Origin of the sequence: Streptomyces sp. NPDC101151, assembly GCF_044768335.1 — a bacterium.
Classification (GTDB): Bacteria; Actinomycetota; Actinomycetes; order Streptomycetales; family Streptomycetaceae; genus Streptomyces.
Genome location: NZ_JBIWPP010000004.1, coordinates 1 through 17,133, shown reverse-complemented (window position 1 = coordinate 17,133; position 17,133 = coordinate 1). Strand labels below are relative to the sequence as shown.

Below are 17,133 nucleotides of genomic sequence, written 5' to 3'. Positions count from 1 at the left end.
GCGTACCCCCCCATACAGGACCTGTCGCTCCGACAACCGGGCGCCGCGGGGGTCAGACCTCCGGACGGAGCATCGGAGGGTTGAGCAAGGTGGCACCGCCCGCCCGGAAGAGCTGTGCCGGCCGCCCGCCCTGACGCGTGGTCGTACCGCCCGTCGGCACCAGGAATCCCGGCGTTCCGGTGACCTTGCGGTGGAAGTTGCGCGGGTCGAGAGCCACGCCCCACACCGCCTCGTAGACCCGGCGCAGCTCTCCAACGGTGAATTCGGGTGTGCAGAATGCGGTGGCCAGCGACGAGTACTCGATCTTGGAGCGGGCCCGCTCGACCCCGTCGGCCAGGATCTGGGCATGGTCGAAGGCGAGCGGCGCCACCGGTTCGCCGTCACGGCCGTATCCGCCCTGCTGGAGCAGCTCCTCGACCGGCGCCCAGCGCGCATTGCTCGCGTCGCCGCCGGCCCGGGGCGCGGGCAGGTCAGGGGCGAGGGCGAGGTGCGCGACGCTGACGACCCGCATCCGGGGATCCCGCTTCGGGTCGCCGTAGGTGGCGAGCTGTTCCAGGTGGGCGCCGTTGTCCTGGGCCGGAACCGAGGGATCGTGGGCGCGCAGCCCGGTCTCCTCGGCCAGCTCACGCGCTGCCGCCTGGGACAGGTCCTCGTCGGCCCGTACAAAGCCGCCCGGCAGCGCCCATCGCCCCTGGAACGGCGACTCGCCCCTGCGCACCGCCAACGCACACAGGGCATGGCGGCGTACGGTCAGCACGACCAGGTCCACGGTGACGGCGAAGGGCGGAAAGGCTGACGGGTCGTAGGGCATGCGGCGATCATAGTCGTCTGCCTGACGATAAACACTCCCTTCGTCAGCCGCACCGGCGGCGGATCCGCTTCGCTCCGGTATGGGGAACAGGGTCGGCTCCGGTTCGTCGTGCCGGACGCGTCGTGCGAGGTCACACTCCCAATTGCAGGCCGTCCGCCGCCTCCTCGACCATGGCGAGTCCCAGTCGGCTGACCCGCACGGCGAAGGGAGCGCCCGCGACGTGCAGCCCGCTCAGGCCGATCTCTCCGAGGGGAGCGCTCCGCACCGGACGCAGGGTGACGGTGCGAGCGGGGGCGTCGGGGCGGATGCCCGCGAGCGCGGTGAGAATCAGGACCGCGGAGGCCGCGGCGGTGGCTGCCGGGCGGCAAGCCGCCGGGTGCGGCAGGGGAGCGCTCCCGGCAGAGCGCTGCTCCCCCGCGAACATCTCCGGGAGCCGGTGGCCGAAGTGCTCCGCCGCTTGCAGCAGCCCTCTGAGCAGACCGCACGCCTCCTTCTCGTAACCGGCGACGGCCAGGCCGGCGACGGCGAGCGCGGTCTCCTGCACCCGCACGGCTCCGGTGCGGTGGCCGAACGGATTGTGTCCCGGCTCCTTGGCGCCGAGGCTGCGCAGCCCCCAGCCCGCATCCATCGCCGGGCCGCCGAGCAGCCGGGCGAGTTGTTCGGTCTGCACCTTGTCGAGCAGGCCGGGGGCGAACAGGCCGGCGCCGAGCAGACCGGTGTCGAGCAGATGCACGGCGGTGGAGCCGAGGTGCGGGAAAGGGCGGCCGTCCGGCGCCAGGGCCGCGGCCGGGCGTCCGCCACCGCGGTCCTCGACCCAGAAGTCCGCTCGGAACGCGTCCGCCGCAGCCTGGGCCCAGTGCCTCAGCTCCGTGGCCCCCGGCCGGCCGTAGGTATCGAGGAGATCGGCGCCGAGGACGGCAGCGCGGTGGGCGTGGGCCTGCGTCTCGCAGCGAACCGGGCCTCCCGGCTGCGGGTCGGGGAGGTAGGTGCCGTCGCCGACGGTGGTCCGCAGCCAGATGAGACAGCGCTCGGCAGCGGGCAGGAGTTCCTGTGTCTCCTGTTCGGGGAGCCCCCAGCGGCGGGCCTCGGCGAGCAGGGCGGGGAAGAGAAGCGTCGCCTCCGTGCCCGTGCACGCCGCTGGCAGAAGCGCGCCGGCGTCGCGTCGAGGACCGGGGATGAGGCCGGTCTGCGGGCCCGGGCCGGGAAGCTGGGTACGGGCGAGGGCGCGCAGCGTGCCGGCGGCGAGCCGGGTACCGAGGGGCAGCGCCATCCGGGCGGCGGCAAGCGCCTCGGCCGGTGCCATTCCGCAGCGCCAGGGCACTCCCGCCGCGAGGTAGATGTCCGAGGGGTGTGCGGGATCGCGCAAGAGCAGGGCTTGGAGGTCGTCGACGGCAGCCTGCAGCAGGGGGGCGACCCGCGGGTCGTCGCCCTCGGCCCGGGCCGGCGCCAGGGGGCTGGTCGCGGCCTGGCCCACGGCGCGCAGCGGTCCTGCCCCGTCCGGGCGTACCCGCAGCTCCACACCTGCCGTCCCGCCCGGGGGCACTTCCATCTCCCAGCGCAGCAGTCCGGCGGAGGCCAGCGCGTCGGCGGGTGGCGGGTGCGCGGTGACACAGGCGCCGCCGCCCGCCGAGGACCAGCGCAGGCCCGAGTCGTGGACGCTGGCCGGGAGTTCGGGGCCGGCCCTGCCGGATGCGATGGCGCCGAGGTCGGCCAGGTCCGTGCCGAGGGCGACCTCGACCGGGAGGCGGAGCGGCCGCGGGGTGGTGTTGTGGAGGGTGATGCGCTCCGTTCCGTCTGCGCTACGGGTTCGCTCGACGACGACGTCGGGGTCCGGACCCGCCCCCGGGGAGGCGCGCAGCGTTCCGACGAACCGGACCCGGTCGGCCCCGGTCAACCTGGCCTGCACCGCGAGCGGTTCGCGCCCGGCGATACGGACCTGACAACGCGACAACAGGCGCCGGCCGCCCCGGTAGACCCCCTCCAGCCCCCGGCCGGACAGTTGCCCGTGCTCACCGGAGACGGCGAGGCCCGGCAGGGCGACGCAGATGAGGGCGGTGTGCGTGGGTGGCAGGTCGAGCGCGGGCCGGGGCGTCGGGTACGACGTACGCGAAGAGACGCCGGGAGGCTGCGAAGTGGTGGAGGAGTACGGCCGGCTCGTGGGTCGTGCCGAGGCTCGGGGCCGGCCGGCGGGTGCCGGGGGATTCGGAGTCGTAGGCGCGGGCGGCGGGCGCTCGGGGACACCGATGACGTCCGTTGCGGTGATATTGGCACCGGCCCGCGGGAAGGGCATCCTTTCGGCACGGGGCGGGCGGTGGTCGTCGGCGGCGGTTGAGGGCTGAGTCGGCTGCTGATGCATGGGGTGGCTTCTTCTGCGCTCGGTGCGCCTCGAACGTGCTGGACGCAAGGAGGGGCGCCCGGAGGGGCAAGGGGCGTTCGGCGGCACGGCCCGTCCAGGCGTTCCGCCACTCAGGTGAACGGACGGGGACTCGTCGGGGTCACGCCCCGCAGGGGGAAAGCCGACCGAATGGCGGCGTGACGGGAGGACGGACCGGGCCGAGGGGGTGTTCCGGCGGGGCCGGGCCGGTCGGACGGCGACTTCGGACGGCGCATGCGGCCGAAGTCGCCGAAGCGGCGCAGGCAGCCTGGAAAGACCCCTGCGCTGCGGCGCCACGTGCACCGGAAGCGGCTCGTCATCCAGCGACGCGACACCCATGCCCACGTCCTATCGCGTCCGCTCGGGACGTGCTCTCCCGCATGCTGGACAGCCGCCCGCCCGTCCTGGCGCCGGGCTCCGCTGCCCGACTCGGCGCTCACCCCTCCCCCTCGGTCTCCCGCTGACCGCCCGCCGCCGCGGTGCCACGGCCGGTGCCGTCGCCGGCACGCGTGCGCCTGCCGCCCGGCTTCGCGCCACCCGGACGGGAAGGTGCGGCGGCCGGTGCTTGGGGGTGGGAGCCGGCCGTCCGCCGCCGTGCGTCCTTCCCTCGCGGCGGGCGAAGGGTGCCGTCGCCGCCCTCCGCGGCCCGCGTTCGGCGACGGCGCCGCGAACCACCCGTCCGCGAGGCGCGCTCGGCACTGCGACCGTCCGTGCCGCCACCTGCCACAAGGCCTTCGGCGCCGTCTTCAGAAGGCGTGTCCGGGGCTGCTTGCACTGCCGAGCCTGCTTGCTCCGTGTCCTCCGTCTGAGTACGCACCGCCCGTTCCGCGCGCAGACAGCGGCGGATCGACTCGGGGTCGAGCCCCTCGTTGCAGGCCTGGTGCAGGAGGCGGGCGAAGAGGTAGTCGGGATCCGCGCCCAACGCCATCGCCAGGGCCTCCCGGGCCTCCAGCTCGTCGCCGGTCGACCAGGCGACCCAGCCCGCCAGGGTCAGCGGGGCGGCGGCGTGCTCGCTGTAGGGCCCGACGCAACGGCGGGCCAGTGCGCGCCAGAGCCGCAGGGCCGGACCGGCCGCGTCGCCCTCCATCCACGCGGCCGCACGGTCGCGGGTCGTGCGGTCCTGCAGCCCGAGGATCAGCGTCGCCGCCTCGTCGTGGGCGAGCAGTTCGTCGTCGCGGAGGTCCGCCGGGTGTGTGCCGGACACCGGAGATGCCGCGGCGAACCTGCCAATGATCCGCTCCGCCAGATCGAGGGTCTCCTCCGCCACACTCACGCGTGCTGCGTCGTCGAGGATGCGGGGCACCAGGGCCATCCCGGCCGCGTCCAGGGCGCTCTCCTGATCCAGGGCCGCACTGGTCTCCCAGGGCAGCAGCCTGGCCCGCAACTCGCGGAGCGTGCCGCGCACCTGGATTCCCGCGTACGTGGCCGCGGCGGCCAGCACCGAGGTGCCGGGCAGGCCCATCGGCGTCCCGTCGTCGGGGCAGCATCCCTCGATCGGGCAGCTGTACGACCAGAAACGGCCGTCCGAGATGCACAGTGCCTCGATCACCGGCACGTCGAGATCGCTGCACTCGCTGCGCAACAACTCCACGAGCGGCCCGAGGCGGAGCATGACGTCCCGGCCCCCCTCGCCCTGGCCCGGCTCCTGGCAGACGTAGGCGACCACCTGCTCGGGCCGGGTGCCGCGTCGCTCGCTGCCGGTCACGAGCCCCCGGGCCAGCTGCCGTGCGGCCGCCTCCCAGTCCTCGTTGCCGACGGGGATGCCCAGCCGGGCGCGGCCGCCGAACCTGCCCCGGCCTCCCCTGTCGTGCAGGGCGACCAGCACGATGCTGTCCTCGGGACGGTAGCCGAGCAGGTAGGGCAGGGCGTCGGCCAGCTCGGACGGCGTGCGCAGAGTGACTTGCGTGTCGTGCGCGGACCCCTCGTTCAGCGGCTCTCGTCCCGCGATGTCGCCGTTTTCGAAGGGTCCGGTCGTTTCGCTGTGATTCGTCATGCGCAGACGATCTCGCGGATCTCGAGATTCCGGTTTTGCCTGTGGATAACTCGAATCAGGAACACGACAAGGCCGCAGACGTCGTCGGTGCTTCGTCCACAGCGGGGCCGCCGTGATCGCCCGCTTCCGGCCGCCGCCCGCCCGATTGTCAGTCGCGTCCTGTTGTATGGGACGCATGGAGCACACGAGCAACGCGGACCTCCGGGCGCAGGCCGACACCGTCCTCGCCCGGCTCGTCGGGGACGCCACGGGCGCGGCCCGGCTGCGCGAGGACCAGTGGCGGGCGATCGAGGCCCTGGTCGCCGACCGGCGCCGGGCCCTGGTCGTGCAGCGAACGGGGTGGGGCAAGTCCGCGGTGTACTTCGTGGCGACCTCGCTCCTGCGGGCCAGAGGCAGCGGCCCGACCGTGATCGTCTCCCCGCTGCTCGCGCTCATGCGCAACCAGGTCGAGGCGGCGGCCCGTGCCGGTATCCACGCCCGGACCATCAACTCCTCCAACACCGAGGAGTGGGATTCCGTCCAGACCGAGATCGAGGCCGGCGAGGTCGATGTGCTGCTCGTCAGCCCGGAGCGCCTGAACAACCCCGACTTCCGCGACCAGGTCCTGCCCAAGCTCTCCGCGGCGACCGGGCTGCTCGTCGTGGACGAGGCCCATTGCATCTCCGACTGGGGCCACGACTTCCGCCCGGACTACCGCCGGCTGCGCACCATGCTCAGCGACCTCCCACCCGGTGTCCCGGTACTGGCCACCACCGCCACGGCCAACGCGCGCGTGACCGCCGACGTCGCTGAACAGCTCGGCACCGGCGGCACCTCGGACGCCCTGGTGCTCCGCGGGCCGCTGGACCGGGCGAGCCTGAGCCTCGGCGTGGTGCGGCTGCCCGACGCCGCGCACCGGATGGCCTGGCTCGCGGACCACCTCGACGACCTGCCGGGCTCGGGCATCGTCTACACCCTCACCGTGGCCGCCGCCGAGGAGGTCACCGCCTTCCTGCGGCAGCGCGGACACGCCGTCGCCTCGTACACGGGCAGGACGGAGAACGCCGACCGCCAGCAGGCCGAGGACGATCTGCTCGCCAACCGGGTCAAGGCCCTGATCGCCACCTCCGCGCTCGGCATGGGCTTCGACAAGCCGGATCTCGGGTTCGTCGTGCACCTCGGCTCGCCGTCCTCCCCCATCGCCTACTACCAGCAGGTCGGCCGCGCGGGCCGTGGCGTCGAGCACGCCGAGGTGCTGCTGCTGCCCGGCAGGGAGGACGAGGCGATCTGGGAGTACTTCGCTTCGCTCGCCTTCCCCTCCGAGGACCTCGTGCGCCGCACCCTGGACGTGCTCGCCCGGGCGGACGGCCCCGTGTCGCTGCCGGCGCTGGAACCGCTGGTGGAACTGCGCCGCTCCCGGCTGGAGACCATGCTGAAGGTCCTCGATGTGGACGGGGCGGTGCGACGCGTCAAGGGCGGCTGGACCGCGACCGGACAGCCGTGGTCGTACGACTCCGAGCGGTACGCCTGGGTGGCCAGGCAGCGTAAGGCCGAGCAACAGGCGATGCGCGAGTACGCCTCGGCCACGGACTGCCGGATGGAGTTCCTCCAGCGCCAGCTGGACGACGAGGGCGCCAAGCCCTGCGGCCGCTGCGACAACTGCGCGGGGCCGCGCTTCACCGCCGACACGTCCACGGCGGCCCTGGACGCCGCGCGTGTCGACCTGGGCCGTGCCGGGGTCGAAGTGGAGCCCCGCCGCATGTGGCCGACCGGCCTCCCGGCAATCGGCATCGACCTCAAGGGACGTATTCCGGTCGGTGAACAGGCCTCGTCCGGGCGGGCTCTGGGTCGGTTGTCGGACATCGGCTGGGGAAACCGGCTGCGGCCCCTGTTCTCGCCCCAGGCCGCCGACGCGCCCGTCCCGGACGACGTGGCGCGCGCCGTGGTGGAAGTGCTGGCCGACTGGGCGAAGGGCCCCGGCGGCTGGGCCCCCGGTGCGGACGGCGCGCAGCACCGGCCGGTGGGTGTGGTCACCATCGCCTCACGCACCCGGCCGACACTGATCCATTCCCTGGGCACCCGCATCGCCGAGATCGGCCGATTGCCCCTGCTCGGCTCCGTGGAGTACGCCGGTGAGGCGCCACGGCTGCCGCGCAGCAACAGCGCCCAGCGTCTGAAGGCTCTGGACGGCTCGCTGACGGTGCCGCCCGACCTCGCCTCCGCGCTGGCCGCCGCCGGCGGTCCGGTCCTGCTGGTGGACGACTTCACGGAGACCGGCTGGACCCTCGCGGTCGCAGCGCGCCTGCTCAGAAGGTCTGGGGCCGACGGGGTGTTGCCCCTGGTACTGGCCGTTCAGGGCTGACCGGACGCCCAGGTGGTGCGTCGGCGGCCACGGCCCGCAAACGTGCCGTTGTCGAAGGGCCGAGGGGTCATCGAGGGTCTCTGTGGGTAGGGATATAAGCCACGCACCACCAGATAACAGTCGGTGGCCCCATTTGCTCGTTGCCGCATCCAAGTTCGACAGGAAGAATCGAAGTCCGCTCCCCGCACGGTTCGTCCGTGATCCGGTTGGGCTTTGCTGCGGTGCGCGCTCCCCCGAATCCGACCTCGCCCGCAGTGTGGGCGCGTAGCCGAAGGGAGGAACGTGACCTTCGGATTCGCCTCGTCCTCGGCGGCGTCGTTCTCGACGTCCGCGTCCGCCGCTTCCGCCAGTCGCCTGCTCGAGCCCGCGGAGTGGGCAGCCGCCGGAATCCCCCTCCTGCGCAACCCTCGTGAGATCGTCAGTGGGCTGCACGCCCGCCACCGCCCCAGGCCGTCCATGGCGATAGTGGCGGTCCTGGACATCGACGAACGGCTGTGCGCCAGCGCCTCGTTCATACGCCGTCCGGCGCCGGCCGACGGCTGGATGTTCCGCAACGCGCTGCTCGCCCAGCTGCGCCGGGTGATTCCGCACGACCTGCGCCGCCGCACCCCGGTGCGCACCGCCGTGCTGCTCTACTGCCGCGAGGGCGACGCGCGGTGGACCGAGGAGGACGGCGCCTGGATGTGGGGGCTGCGCGACGCCTGCACTCTGCACGGACTGCGCTGCGGGGCGTACATCACGCTGACCGCGGACGGCTGGCAGGTGCTCGGCGAAGGGCGCGGCGGACGCCGACCGAGCGCCAACTCGGAGCCGGAGCCCTTCTCCATGTCGGAGGCCCCGCCCCTGGCACCCCGCACCGGCGGCCCGGTCTCCGAGGTCCTGCGCCGCGCGGCTGCTCGCTGAAGATCGGCTCAGGGCTCGGGGCCCCGCCGCGCACGGGTCGAGCGGCACCGCGGCTCGTGCCCGGTGCGGAACGGCCTCCGCGACACCGAGACACAGAGTCGTCGGCACGACCGGCGATGCGGCGCTTGCGGCTCACAGGCCGGTCACAGACACAGGTCCTGCGACGGCCCATGCCCCGCGCGGCTCGACGCCCTCCGCTCCGCTTCCGGCGCCTGCCAGGCGGCCGTCCCACGACGAGGGACGGCCACTGCCAGTCATCCGGGCATGCCGAAGGGCGCACCGCGCGGATGCCCTCGGAGCCCTTCGTCACCTCGGCGCCCGGAGGGGCCGAGGTGACTCAGACGCCCGCGCCCAGCACCGAGTTGATCTGCTGCGGGTCGCCGCAGACGATCAGCAGGGTACCGGCCCGGGAGTGGGCCAGCGGGAGGGCGGTGGCGGCAGCGGCGGCGGGACCGCCGTTGACGGCCACGACGACCACGGGGCGGGACGCCGCACGGGAGGCGACGGCGGCGTCCGTATAGAAGACGTCGTCACCGGTGTCGTGCTGCGCCCAGTAGGAGGCTTCACCGAAGGACAGCTCGTGCTCGGCCCACGGGTGCTGGGCACCGGTGGTGATCACCAGCACCTCTCCGGGGGCACGGCCCGAGTCCAGGAGCAGGTCCAGCGCCTCCTCGGCGGCGTCGAGGGCACCCTCGGCCGAGGCCGGAACGAGCTGGATCTGCGGGGTCGCCGCCGTGGCGGCGGGAGCGGCCGGGCCCGACGGGCCTGGCTTGGCCGGAGCCACGTCACGCTGAGTCCGCTGCACCGGCGGCGTGGGCCGCTGGGGGCCGGGACGACCGGGGCGGGACGGAGCCGCGGGACGGGGGCCGGGTACGGGGCGGGGGGTCGGCGCGGTACGGCCGTTGGCCGGCGTGGCGCGGGGACCCTGGGCACTCTCGTGAATCTGAGGCTCCTCGGGAATGAGAGGCATGAGCTGATATTTATCAAACGTTGGTGCGGCACGGATGACCGGGTGGCACATCAGTGCGAGCGGAACGGTCAGAAATCGAAGCCGAGCTGACCCGCGATTTCCGGAACGCTTCCGTCCGCCCAGCTGCGGACCTTCTTGAGGTGCCGCCACTGGGGCAGCGCATCAAGATACGCCCACGACAAGCGGTGGTACGGGGTGGGTCCCCGCTCCTCCAGTGCGGCCTTGTGCACGGGTGACGGATACCCGGCGTTGTCCGCAAATCCGAAGTCTGCATGGTCGATACCCAGTTCGGCCATCATTTTGTCGCGCTGAACCTTGGCGATCACCGAAGCCGCCGCAACGGCCACGCACGACCGGTCACCCTTGATGACCGTGCGCACCTTCCACGGGGCACCGAGATAGTCGTGCTTCCCGTCGAGGATCACGGCGTCGGGGCGGACCGGCAGGATGTCCAGGGCACGGACGGCTGCGAGCCGCAGCGCGGCGGTCATCCCCAGCTCGTCGATCTCCTCGGGGGAAGCATGCCCCAGGGCATAGGCCGTCACCCACGACCGCAGTATCTCGGCCAATTCCGTACGCCGCTTGACGGTCAGCAGCTTGGAGTCGGTCAGGCCCTCGGGCGGTCGGCGGAGCCCGGTGATCGCCGCGCAGACGGTGACGGGTCCGGCCCAGGCCCCCCGCCCCACCTCGTCGACACCGGCAATGACCTTCGCTCCGGTCGTGGCGCGCAGGGAGCGCTCGACAGTGTGAGTCGGTGGTTCGTACGGCATGGCGCCCTCAGGGTACGCCGCCGGGATCGTCCTGCGACACCCAGGTACCCCGTCGGCACCGGTGTCGCCGAAGGCCGGGTTCAGGCGCCGTGCGGCCGCAGCAGCGGAAGCATCAGCTGGTCGATCATCTCCTCGAGATCGCGATCACTCCATTCGCTGGCGCACATCTTCGAGCGATACATCATCATGGCCGGGATAGCGTCGAAGACATAGCCGTTGGCAGCGTCGGACCGCACCTCTCCTCGCCCTATTCCACGGGTGATGACCTCTCCCAGCAGTTTGATGGTCGGCTCCACCACACCGTCGAAGATCAACCCATGGAAGCGCTCGGCCTGGGCTGGATCGCATTCGTGAATCACGGCACGCAGGGCGTAACCGGGGCGCGAGTACATGGCGTCCCGTGCGCGACGACACAGGACCAACAGGTCGGCGCGCACACTGCCGAGGTCGGGCACACCCTCGAAGCGGGGCAGCCCGGCCTGCAGCGCGTCGGCGACCAGGTCCTCCTTGGAGGGCCAGCGACGGTAGACCGCGGCCTTGCCGGTCTGGGCGCCGGCGGCGACACCCTCCATCGTCAGACCGTTCCAGCCGACCGTGCTGAGCTGCTCCAGAGCCGCGTCCAGGATGGCGCGCTCGAGCACCGCACCGCGCCGACGAGGGGAAGCCGCCTGAGCAGGGGCGGCCGTCCAGCGCGAGGTAACCATCTGTGTTCTCCAGCAGGCAAAGGGGGCGGGGATTCCGGGGCGGGGCTGCGTCGCGCGGCGGCAATGGGGGGACGCGCCGCGCGACACAGAATTAAGTGAACGCTTGCGTTCACTCTTGGGGACTCACTACCGTTGACGCGACAGTGAACGCGAGCGTTCACTAACACCTCTGTGGGGGACCCATAGTGACAACCTCTCAACTCCTTCAGGAACACAAACCGGGTGCGGCCCGCCGGGAGGGGCATCCCGGCATCGCGCTCACGGTCATCGCGGCATGCCAACTCATGGTGGTGCTCGACGCGACGATTGTGAACATCGCGCTCCCGCACATTCAAGACGCGCTCAAGTTCAGCACCACCGACCTCACTTGGGTGGTCAGCGCCTACACACTCACCTTCGGCGGTCTGCTGCTCCTCGGCGCGCGGGCCGGTGACATCCTCGGTCGGCGCCGGGTGTTCATGACCGGCATCCTCCTGTTCACCTTCGCCTCGCTGCTGGGCGGTCTCGCCCAGGAACCCTGGCAGCTGCTGGCCGCACGCGCTCTGCAGGGCGTGGGAGGCGCGATCGCGTCGCCCACATCGCTCGCGTTGATCACCACCACGTTCCCCGAGGGCCCCGAGCGCAACCGGGCGTTCGGTGTGTTCGCGGCCGTGTCGGCGGGTGGCGGTGCCATCGGTCTGCTCGCGGGCGGCATGCTGACCGACTGGCTCGACTGGCGGTGGGTGCTCTTCGTCAACGTGCCCATCGGTCTCCTGATCGCCGCACTGACGCCGTTGTACATCAGCGAGTCGCAGCGGCACCCGGGGCGGTTCGACATCGCGGGTGCGCTGACGTCGACCGCGGGCATGGCCTCGCTGGTCTACGGGTTCATCCGCGCCTCTGAGGACGGCTGGCGGGACGGACTCACCCTCGGCTCGTTCGGCGCGGCGGTGGTGCTCCTGTTGGCCTTCGTCTTCACGGAACTGCGGGCGAAGGAACCGATCACTCCGCTCAAGATGTTCCGCGACCGCAACCGCTCGGGCACGTACGTGATCATGCTGAGCCTGGCAGCGGCCATGTTCGGGATGTTCTTCTACATCGTGCTGTTCGTCCAGAACGTGCTCGGCTACAGCGCGATCGAGGCCGGTCTGGCCTTCCTGCCGGTGACGGTCGCGATTGCCGTCGGCGCGGGTCTGTCGCAACGGTTCCTGCCCACGCTCGGCCCCAAGCCGTTCATGGTGGCCGGCTCGGCCCTCGTGGCCGTCGGGCTGTTCTGGCAGACCTTCATCAGCCCCGACAGCTCCTACCTCAGTGGGGTACTGGGCCCGATGCTGGTGTTCGGCTTCGGCATGGGCCTGAACTTCGTGACGGCCACCGTCACGGCTGTCTCCGGTGTCGCTCCGCACGAGGCGGGTGCGGCTTCCGGGCTGCTCAACGCCACCCAGCAGGTCGGCGGCTCGCTGGGCCTGTCCATCCTGACCACCGTCTTCGGCTCCGCGAGCACGGACGAGGCGAAGAAGCAGCTGCCGAAGTTCCTCGCCGACGGCACACCGGAGCAGAAGGCGCAGTTCGCCAAGACGCACCAGCTGCCCGCCCCCTGGGGGCACGACGTACTCGCCCACGGCATCTCGATCGCCTTCCTCCCGGCCGTGGCGATGGCCGTACTCGCGCTCGTCACCGCGTGGCTGGTGATCAAGGTCAGCAAGAGCGACCTCGCCGCCCTCGCCGGCACAGCGGGTCCGGGAATGGGCTGACCGGCCCGAGGCGGCGTAGAGCCGCGGCCGGCCGGACCGCTGTCGGGGGAAAGACGGCACACGCGGTGGTGCGGCCGGCCGCACCACCTCTCCAGCCGAGACCGTGGGGACCGACGACAGGACCAGCAGAACCAGTAGAACCAGCACCACGACAACGACCGGCATCGTCCGCCCCCTCCCTGCACCCGTGTCGCCCGGCCGCCCGCCCGACCGCCCGAGCCGAGCCCACGCTCGACTCGACACCGACGGCGGACACCGACGGCGGACACCGGCGACGGACACCGGCGACGGACACCGGCGACGGACACCGGCGACGGACACCGGCGACGGACACCGGCGACGGACACCGGGAAAACGGGCAACAGTTACGCAGAGTTCCCGGCAGACACGGAGAGTCCGCGGGGCCGAGTGATACACAGTCCCGATGCCGGCGCGCACCAGAGCCCAGGACTGCACCCGCCAGGCCGCGGCAGCGCCGGCATCACCGCGGCACCTGAGCCATACGGTCCGCTCGCGCCCAAACGGTCTCAGGGCCCGGTGGGCACCCAGTCCGGCAGTTCCTCGGTCCGCTCCGCCCACTGTGCGGGCGGCGCACCCGCCTTGCTCGACGCGAGCACACCACCCACGATCGCGCAGGTCGTGTCGACGTCGCCGCCCACCTGGGCGGTCGTCCAGAAGGCCGTCTCGAAGTCGCCCAGTGAGCGTGCGGCGGACCAGAGGGCGAAGGGGACGGTGTCATGGGCGCTCGTACGGCGTCCGCACCCCAGGACGGCCGCGACCGTCCCCGCGTCGCCGTAGTCGAGCATGTCCCTGGCACGGCGCAGGCCGGCGCCGACCGCGCTCTTCGGGACGAGCGCGACGACACCGTCCAGCAAAGCCTCGGGGCTGGGGGGACCGTCCGGGGACGCGGCCAGTGCGGCGGCCGCGGCGACGGCCATCGCACCCACCACGGCCTCACGGTGCTGGTGCGTGGGGTAGGCCGAGATCTCCGCCTGGTGGGTCGCCTGCTCCGGATCGTCCGCGTACCAGGCGCCGAGCGGCGCGATGCGCATCGCCGCGCCGTTGCCCCAGGAACCCCGTCCGTTGAAGAGACCGGCTGCCAGCTCGCGCCAGTCCTCACCCTCCCGGACGAGGCGGAGCAGCCGGTTGACGGCGGGGCCGTAGCCGCGGTCGAAGTCGTGGTGCTCGGCGAAGGAGCGGGCCAGGGCGTCCTGGTCGAGGCGCTGGTGGGCGGCCATGACGGCCACCACCGAGCAGGCCATCTCCGTGTCGTCCGTCCACTGCCAGGTCCCCCCTGGCAGCTCGCGGTCCTTGAGCAAGGGGTAGTTCACCGGAACGAAGAACTGGGAGCCCAGCGCGTCGCCCACCGCCAGTCCGCGCAGGCTGGCCAGGGCGCGGTCCAGGCGCCCGAGGGAAGAGGAATCAGCGGTCATCGCCCTGCCACTCTATCCGGTGACCCAGTACGGCAGCGGGTCCCGCCAGCGCTCGAAGGGCCGGTCGAGGGTGTACCTGCCGTCCTGCCCGAGAACGAGCATCCGCATCTCGGCGTTCCCGGGGTTCGACAGCGACTCGAATTCCGCGACCGTCCAGTGGAACCAGCGCATGCAGAACAGCCGCATGGCGAGTCCGTGCGTCACCAGGAGCACGTTGGGCGGATGGTCGGGGTCCTCGAAGCTGCGGAAGAGGCTCTCCAGGAAGCCGCCGACCCGGTCGTACACATCTGCTCCGGACTCCCCCTGCGGGAAGCGGAAGAAGAAGTGGCCGTACGCGTCCCGGTACGCCTTCTGCAGGCGCACGTCGTCGCGGTCCTGCCAATTGCCCCAGTCCTGCTCGCGCAGTCTGGGTTCCTCACGCACCCGTATGAGGTCGGTGTCGAGATGGAAGGCGCGCAGCGTCTCGTGCGTACGGCGGTACGGGGAGACGTACACGCTCACGCGTTCCCGCCCGAAGACGTCCCGGATCGTCTTGCCGGTCTCCTCGGCCTGCCTCCAGCCGCGTTCGGTCAGGGCGAGAGCATGGTCGGGCTCACGCTCGTACACGGAGTCATCAACATTGCCCGTTGACTCGCCGTGCCGGACAAGGACGATGCGCCGTGGTCGTGCCATGCCAAAACCCTAGATGGATCGGGCGGCGGTCGAGCACTCGTACGGGCACCATACGGCGTAGGTCACACGGATCCCGCACGTTGAAGCGCTTTCGGACCGGAAAATCGAGCGTTGGAATTTCCAACTGTCACCGGCAGTCGGTCCGCACCGAGCGACCGGGTCAGACCGTCCAGGACGGCTCCAGCTCCACGATGTCACCGGAGAGGGCCGCGATGTCCGTCTCCGTCTGGGCGCGCAGGGCGAGGCGTTCCACCCGCTCGGTGCGGTACTTGCCGTGCTCGGCGGCCGACCGCCACATGGACAGAACAAGGAACTCGTGCTCGGGTGTCTCGGCGAACATGCCCCGGATCATGCCCGGGGAGCCGGCCATGGCGGGGTTCCAGACCTTCTCCTGCATGAGCGTGAAGTGCTCGACCCGTTCCTCGTGCACCCGGCAGAGGGCCACGCGGATCAGGTCCGTGTCGGTGAACCGGGGCTCGAAGCCGGTCTTCACGTCGAAGCGGTACTCGAACAGCTTGACCTGGATGTCCTTGAACGTGCCGGACTGGGCGGTCGCCAGGCGGTCATGGGACCGGGCCATGAAGGAGTCGTAGAAGGCGCGGCTCTCCCAGAAGGCGAAGATGTTCGCCACACCGGGCCGCTGTCGGCTCCAGCCTCCGCCCTGCCCCCGAAAACCCGGCTCTCCCAGAAGCCCCGCCCATTTTCGCTGCCCCCGTTCGAAGCCGCGGCGGTCCACCACGGTGCAGCGAATCCACTTGACCAGCACCGCGCCATCGTAAGGCCACCGGGCGTGGCGTCGGTCACTGTACGGCGGAGATCACCCGCGCATGCGCTCCCGCGCACGTGGCACGATGAACAAGGACCGCCAACTCCGGGGGAGTTGGGAAAGAGGATCTTCAGGGGGAAGGGGAAGCCCGGTGTCCGGCTTCAGCAAAGCAATCCGCAAGGTCGAGGTGGCTCTCAAATGGGACCCCAGTCCAGCGGGTCTGCCGCCCACCGATCTCGACATCGTGGCCGCGGCCTTCGAGTCCGGCGACCCGTACGGGGCCCCGGCCTATCTGGTGCACTTCGACAGCCGCTCGCCGGACGGCACGATCTTCCTCAACCGGGACAGCACGGATGGCAAGGGCTTCGGCTGGGACGAGGTCATGACGCTCGAACTCGACCGCCTCAACAGCGGGTACACGCGCGTGGTGGTCGGTGTCGTCATCCAGCAGCAGACCGGGCACAGGGCGTTCGTCGACGTGCTCAGTCCGGCCATGCGGATTCGCGAGGGATACACCGTGCTCGCCGAGGACGACTTCGGCTCCGTCCCCGGGGCGACGGCGGCCACGATCGCCGAGTTCGTACGGGACGCGTCCGGCGGGTGGACCTTCCACGCCGGTGTCCACGGCTTCGACGAGGATCCGGCGACGTTCACCAGGGTCATGGGCCGGGCGGAACAGCCCTGACGATCAGGCCGTGTAGGGGGCCACGATCGCGAGCGTCCGGGCCAACTCCTCCAGGAGGGCCCCACGGTGGGTGGGCGAGCGCCGCGGTTCGTCCGTGCTCCGCCCGCTCAGCCCCCGGTCGGCCAGGACATAGAGCATCCGCAGGGTGCGCATGGTGTTGGAGGCCCAGGCGGGCACCGGGCCGGGCTCGCCGGCCCGGAAGGCATCCGCGATCGGGGCCAGCCAGCGCACCGAGTCGGCCTCGGTGAGGCCGGGATGGCCGAGGATCTGCGCGAGCGCGTGGGCGATGCGGTCGTCCTCCTGCGCGTCGAAGAGGTGATCCGTGGGCGCCAGCAACCGGGCCACGGCCAACTCGGCGAGCGGCAGGGCCTGCCGGCCGGGCTGCCGGGCGAGCACCGCCAGGAGGTCCGCTCCGTGGGCTGCGGCGTGTACCCAGCCCAGCTCCGGGTCATGGCCGCGCAGATCCGTCTCCGCGGGGTACCAGTCGGCGAAGGCGCGCCACCACCGCGGCTGCCAGTCGCCGGCCTCCGCGATCCGGGCGAGGATCAGCGGCGCGAAACTGCGCGCCTGCACGGCCGGGGCCTTCAGATGAACGGTGATGCGGTCACCGAGCCGGACACGCTCGCCGGGGCCGAGCACCGGGATCCAGCGGACGGCCGCGCGGTAGGCGCCGTCGTCGCGCACCGCGGAATCGGGTGAACGAAGGTCCTCGACCAGGGTGTCGAGGGCCACGGCCCGGTCCGCCTCCGGAAGGTCGCGGATGTCGGCGTCGTAGCTCTGCGTCCCGGTCATGAGCGGAGGTTACGGTGCCGACGCGACCCGAGGAGCCGATTCCGCGGATGCCTGCGGGAAGCGGCCGCCCGGCAGAAAGGTGAGGGGGGGCCGCCCCGGGGGGGGGCCCCCCCCCCCCGCACCCCCGGGGAACACCGGGCCCCCCGGGGGGGGCCCCCCCCCCCCCCCCAGTTGTCCGGGCCCCGC

14 protein-coding genes are annotated in these 17,133 nt (G+C 71.9%); 4 read left to right on the top strand and 10 right to left on the bottom strand.

Features of this window, described 5'->3' with window-relative positions; translation table 11 throughout:
* Positions 1–52 precede the first annotated feature (52 nt).
* The 3 genes from ACIRU3_RS08495 to ACIRU3_RS08485 form a co-directional block, all read right to left on the bottom strand.
* Complete coding sequence (locus ACIRU3_RS08495; RefSeq protein WP_404053266.1) at positions 53–811, bottom strand: NUDIX domain-containing protein; 759 nt, start codon at positions 809–811, stop codon at positions 53–55.
* Between the two features lie 130 nt (positions 812–941).
* Positions 942–3,167 carry a glycogen debranching N-terminal domain-containing protein gene (locus tag ACIRU3_RS08490; protein WP_404053263.1) on the bottom strand — a complete coding sequence of 742 codons (2,226 nt, stop codon included), beginning with the start codon at positions 3,165–3,167 and terminating at the stop codon, positions 942–944.
* A gap of 454 nt (positions 3,168–3,621) precedes the next feature.
* The gene (locus tag ACIRU3_RS08485; RefSeq protein WP_404053260.1) at positions 3,622–5,178 is read right to left on the bottom strand and encodes a DUF4192 domain-containing protein; all 1,557 of its coding nucleotides are present in this window, start codon (positions 5,176–5,178) and stop codon (positions 3,622–3,624) included.
* 175 nt (positions 5,179–5,353) lie between these two features.
* On the opposite strand from ACIRU3_RS08485, the gene ACIRU3_RS08480 reads away from it, so the two are divergent.
* Positions 5,354–7,519, top strand: coding sequence for a RecQ family ATP-dependent DNA helicase (locus ACIRU3_RS08480; protein WP_404053257.1), 2,166 nt, complete (start codon positions 5,354–5,356; stop codon positions 7,517–7,519).
* Positions 7,520–7,801: 282 nt separating this feature from the next.
* On the top strand, positions 7,802–8,422 hold the full coding sequence (locus ACIRU3_RS08475) for a hypothetical protein (RefSeq protein WP_404053254.1): 621 nt from the start codon (positions 7,802–7,804) through the stop codon (positions 8,420–8,422).
* A gap of 337 nt (positions 8,423–8,759) precedes the next feature.
* Here the strand turns inward: ACIRU3_RS08475 and ACIRU3_RS08470 are convergent, their stop codons facing one another.
* The 3 genes from ACIRU3_RS08470 to ACIRU3_RS08460 all read right to left on the bottom strand — a co-directional run bounded on the left by ACIRU3_RS08470 (position 8,760) and on the right by ACIRU3_RS08460 (position 10,866).
* Complete coding sequence (locus ACIRU3_RS08470) at positions 8,760–9,392, bottom strand: hypothetical protein (protein ID WP_404053251.1); 633 nt, start codon at positions 9,390–9,392, stop codon at positions 8,760–8,762.
* 68 nt (positions 9,393–9,460) lie between these two features.
* On the bottom strand, positions 9,461–10,162 hold the full coding sequence (locus ACIRU3_RS08465; RefSeq protein ID WP_404053248.1) for a ribonuclease HII: 702 nt from the start codon (positions 10,160–10,162) through the stop codon (positions 9,461–9,463).
* A gap of 80 nt (positions 10,163–10,242) precedes the next feature.
* Positions 10,243–10,866, bottom strand: a complete 624-nt coding sequence (locus tag ACIRU3_RS08460) for a TetR/AcrR family transcriptional regulator (RefSeq protein ID WP_404053246.1) — start codon at positions 10,864–10,866, stop codon at positions 10,243–10,245.
* Between the two features lie 185 nt (positions 10,867–11,051).
* On the opposite strand from ACIRU3_RS08460, the gene ACIRU3_RS08455 reads away from it, so the two are divergent.
* Complete coding sequence (locus ACIRU3_RS08455) at positions 11,052–12,599, top strand: MFS transporter (protein ID WP_404053243.1); 1,548 nt, start codon at positions 11,052–11,054, stop codon at positions 12,597–12,599.
* A gap of 527 nt (positions 12,600–13,126) precedes the next feature.
* On the opposite strand, the gene ACIRU3_RS08450 is transcribed toward ACIRU3_RS08455, so the two are convergent.
* The 3 genes from ACIRU3_RS08450 to ACIRU3_RS08440 all read right to left on the bottom strand — a co-directional run bounded on the left by ACIRU3_RS08450 (position 13,127) and on the right by ACIRU3_RS08440 (position 15,470).
* Positions 13,127–14,032 carry an ADP-ribosylglycohydrolase family protein gene (locus ACIRU3_RS08450; RefSeq protein ID WP_404053240.1) on the bottom strand — a complete coding sequence of 302 codons (906 nt, stop codon included), beginning with the start codon at positions 14,030–14,032 and terminating at the stop codon, positions 13,127–13,129.
* A gap of 12 nt (positions 14,033–14,044) precedes the next feature.
* Positions 14,045–14,704: a histidine phosphatase family protein gene (locus ACIRU3_RS08445; protein ID WP_404053237.1), complete on the bottom strand. Its 660-nt coding sequence runs from the start codon at positions 14,702–14,704 to the stop codon at positions 14,045–14,047.
* A gap of 160 nt (positions 14,705–14,864) precedes the next feature.
* Positions 14,865–15,470 (bottom strand): YdbC family protein, encoded by a 606-nt coding sequence (locus tag ACIRU3_RS08440; RefSeq protein WP_404053234.1) that lies wholly within the window; start codon positions 15,468–15,470, stop codon positions 14,865–14,867.
* A gap of 151 nt (positions 15,471–15,621) precedes the next feature.
* Between ACIRU3_RS08440 and ACIRU3_RS08435 the strand changes: the two genes are divergently transcribed.
* Complete coding sequence (locus tag ACIRU3_RS08435) at positions 15,622–16,155, top strand: TerD family protein (protein ID WP_404053231.1); 534 nt, start codon at positions 15,622–15,624, stop codon at positions 16,153–16,155.
* A gap of 3 nt (positions 16,156–16,158) precedes the next feature.
* Here ACIRU3_RS08435 and ACIRU3_RS08430 read toward each other — a convergent pair whose 3' ends face one another.
* The gene (locus ACIRU3_RS08430; RefSeq protein ID WP_404053228.1) at positions 16,159–16,947 is read right to left on the bottom strand and encodes a DUF2785 domain-containing protein; all 789 of its coding nucleotides are present in this window, start codon (positions 16,945–16,947) and stop codon (positions 16,159–16,161) included.
* Positions 16,948–17,133 lie beyond the last annotated feature (186 nt).

Bases quoted from the DNA above. Each gene is read 5' to 3' on its own strand.
- ACIRU3_RS08495 (WP_404053266.1), bottom strand. From the start codon at position 811: ATGCCCTACGACCCGTCAGCCTTTCCGCCCTTCGCCGTCACCGTGGAC.
- ACIRU3_RS08490 (WP_404053263.1), bottom strand. From the start codon at position 3,167: ATGCATCAGCAGCCGACTCAGCCCTCAACCGCCGCCGACGACCACCGC.
- ACIRU3_RS08485 (WP_404053260.1), bottom strand. From the start codon at position 5,178: ATGACGAATCACAGCGAAACGACCGGACCCTTCGAAAACGGCGACATC.
- ACIRU3_RS08480 (WP_404053257.1), top strand. From the start codon at position 5,354: ATGGAGCACACGAGCAACGCGGACCTCCGGGCGCAGGCCGACACCGTC.
- ACIRU3_RS08470 (WP_404053251.1), bottom strand. From the start codon at position 9,392: ATGCCTCTCATTCCCGAGGAGCCTCAGATTCACGAGAGTGCCCAGGGT.
- ACIRU3_RS08465 (WP_404053248.1), bottom strand. From the start codon at position 10,162: ATGCCGTACGAACCACCGACTCACACTGTCGAGCGCTCCCTGCGCGCC.
- ACIRU3_RS08460 (WP_404053246.1), bottom strand. From the start codon at position 10,866: ATGGTTACCTCGCGCTGGACGGCCGCCCCTGCTCAGGCGGCTTCCCCT.
- ACIRU3_RS08450 (WP_404053240.1), bottom strand. From the start codon at position 14,032: ATGACCGCTGATTCCTCTTCCCTCGGGCGCCTGGACCGCGCCCTGGCC.
- ACIRU3_RS08445 (WP_404053237.1), bottom strand. From the start codon at position 14,704: ATGGCACGACCACGGCGCATCGTCCTTGTCCGGCACGGCGAGTCAACG.
- ACIRU3_RS08430 (WP_404053228.1), bottom strand. From the start codon at position 16,947: ATGACCGGGACGCAGAGCTACGACGCCGACATCCGCGACCTTCCGGAG.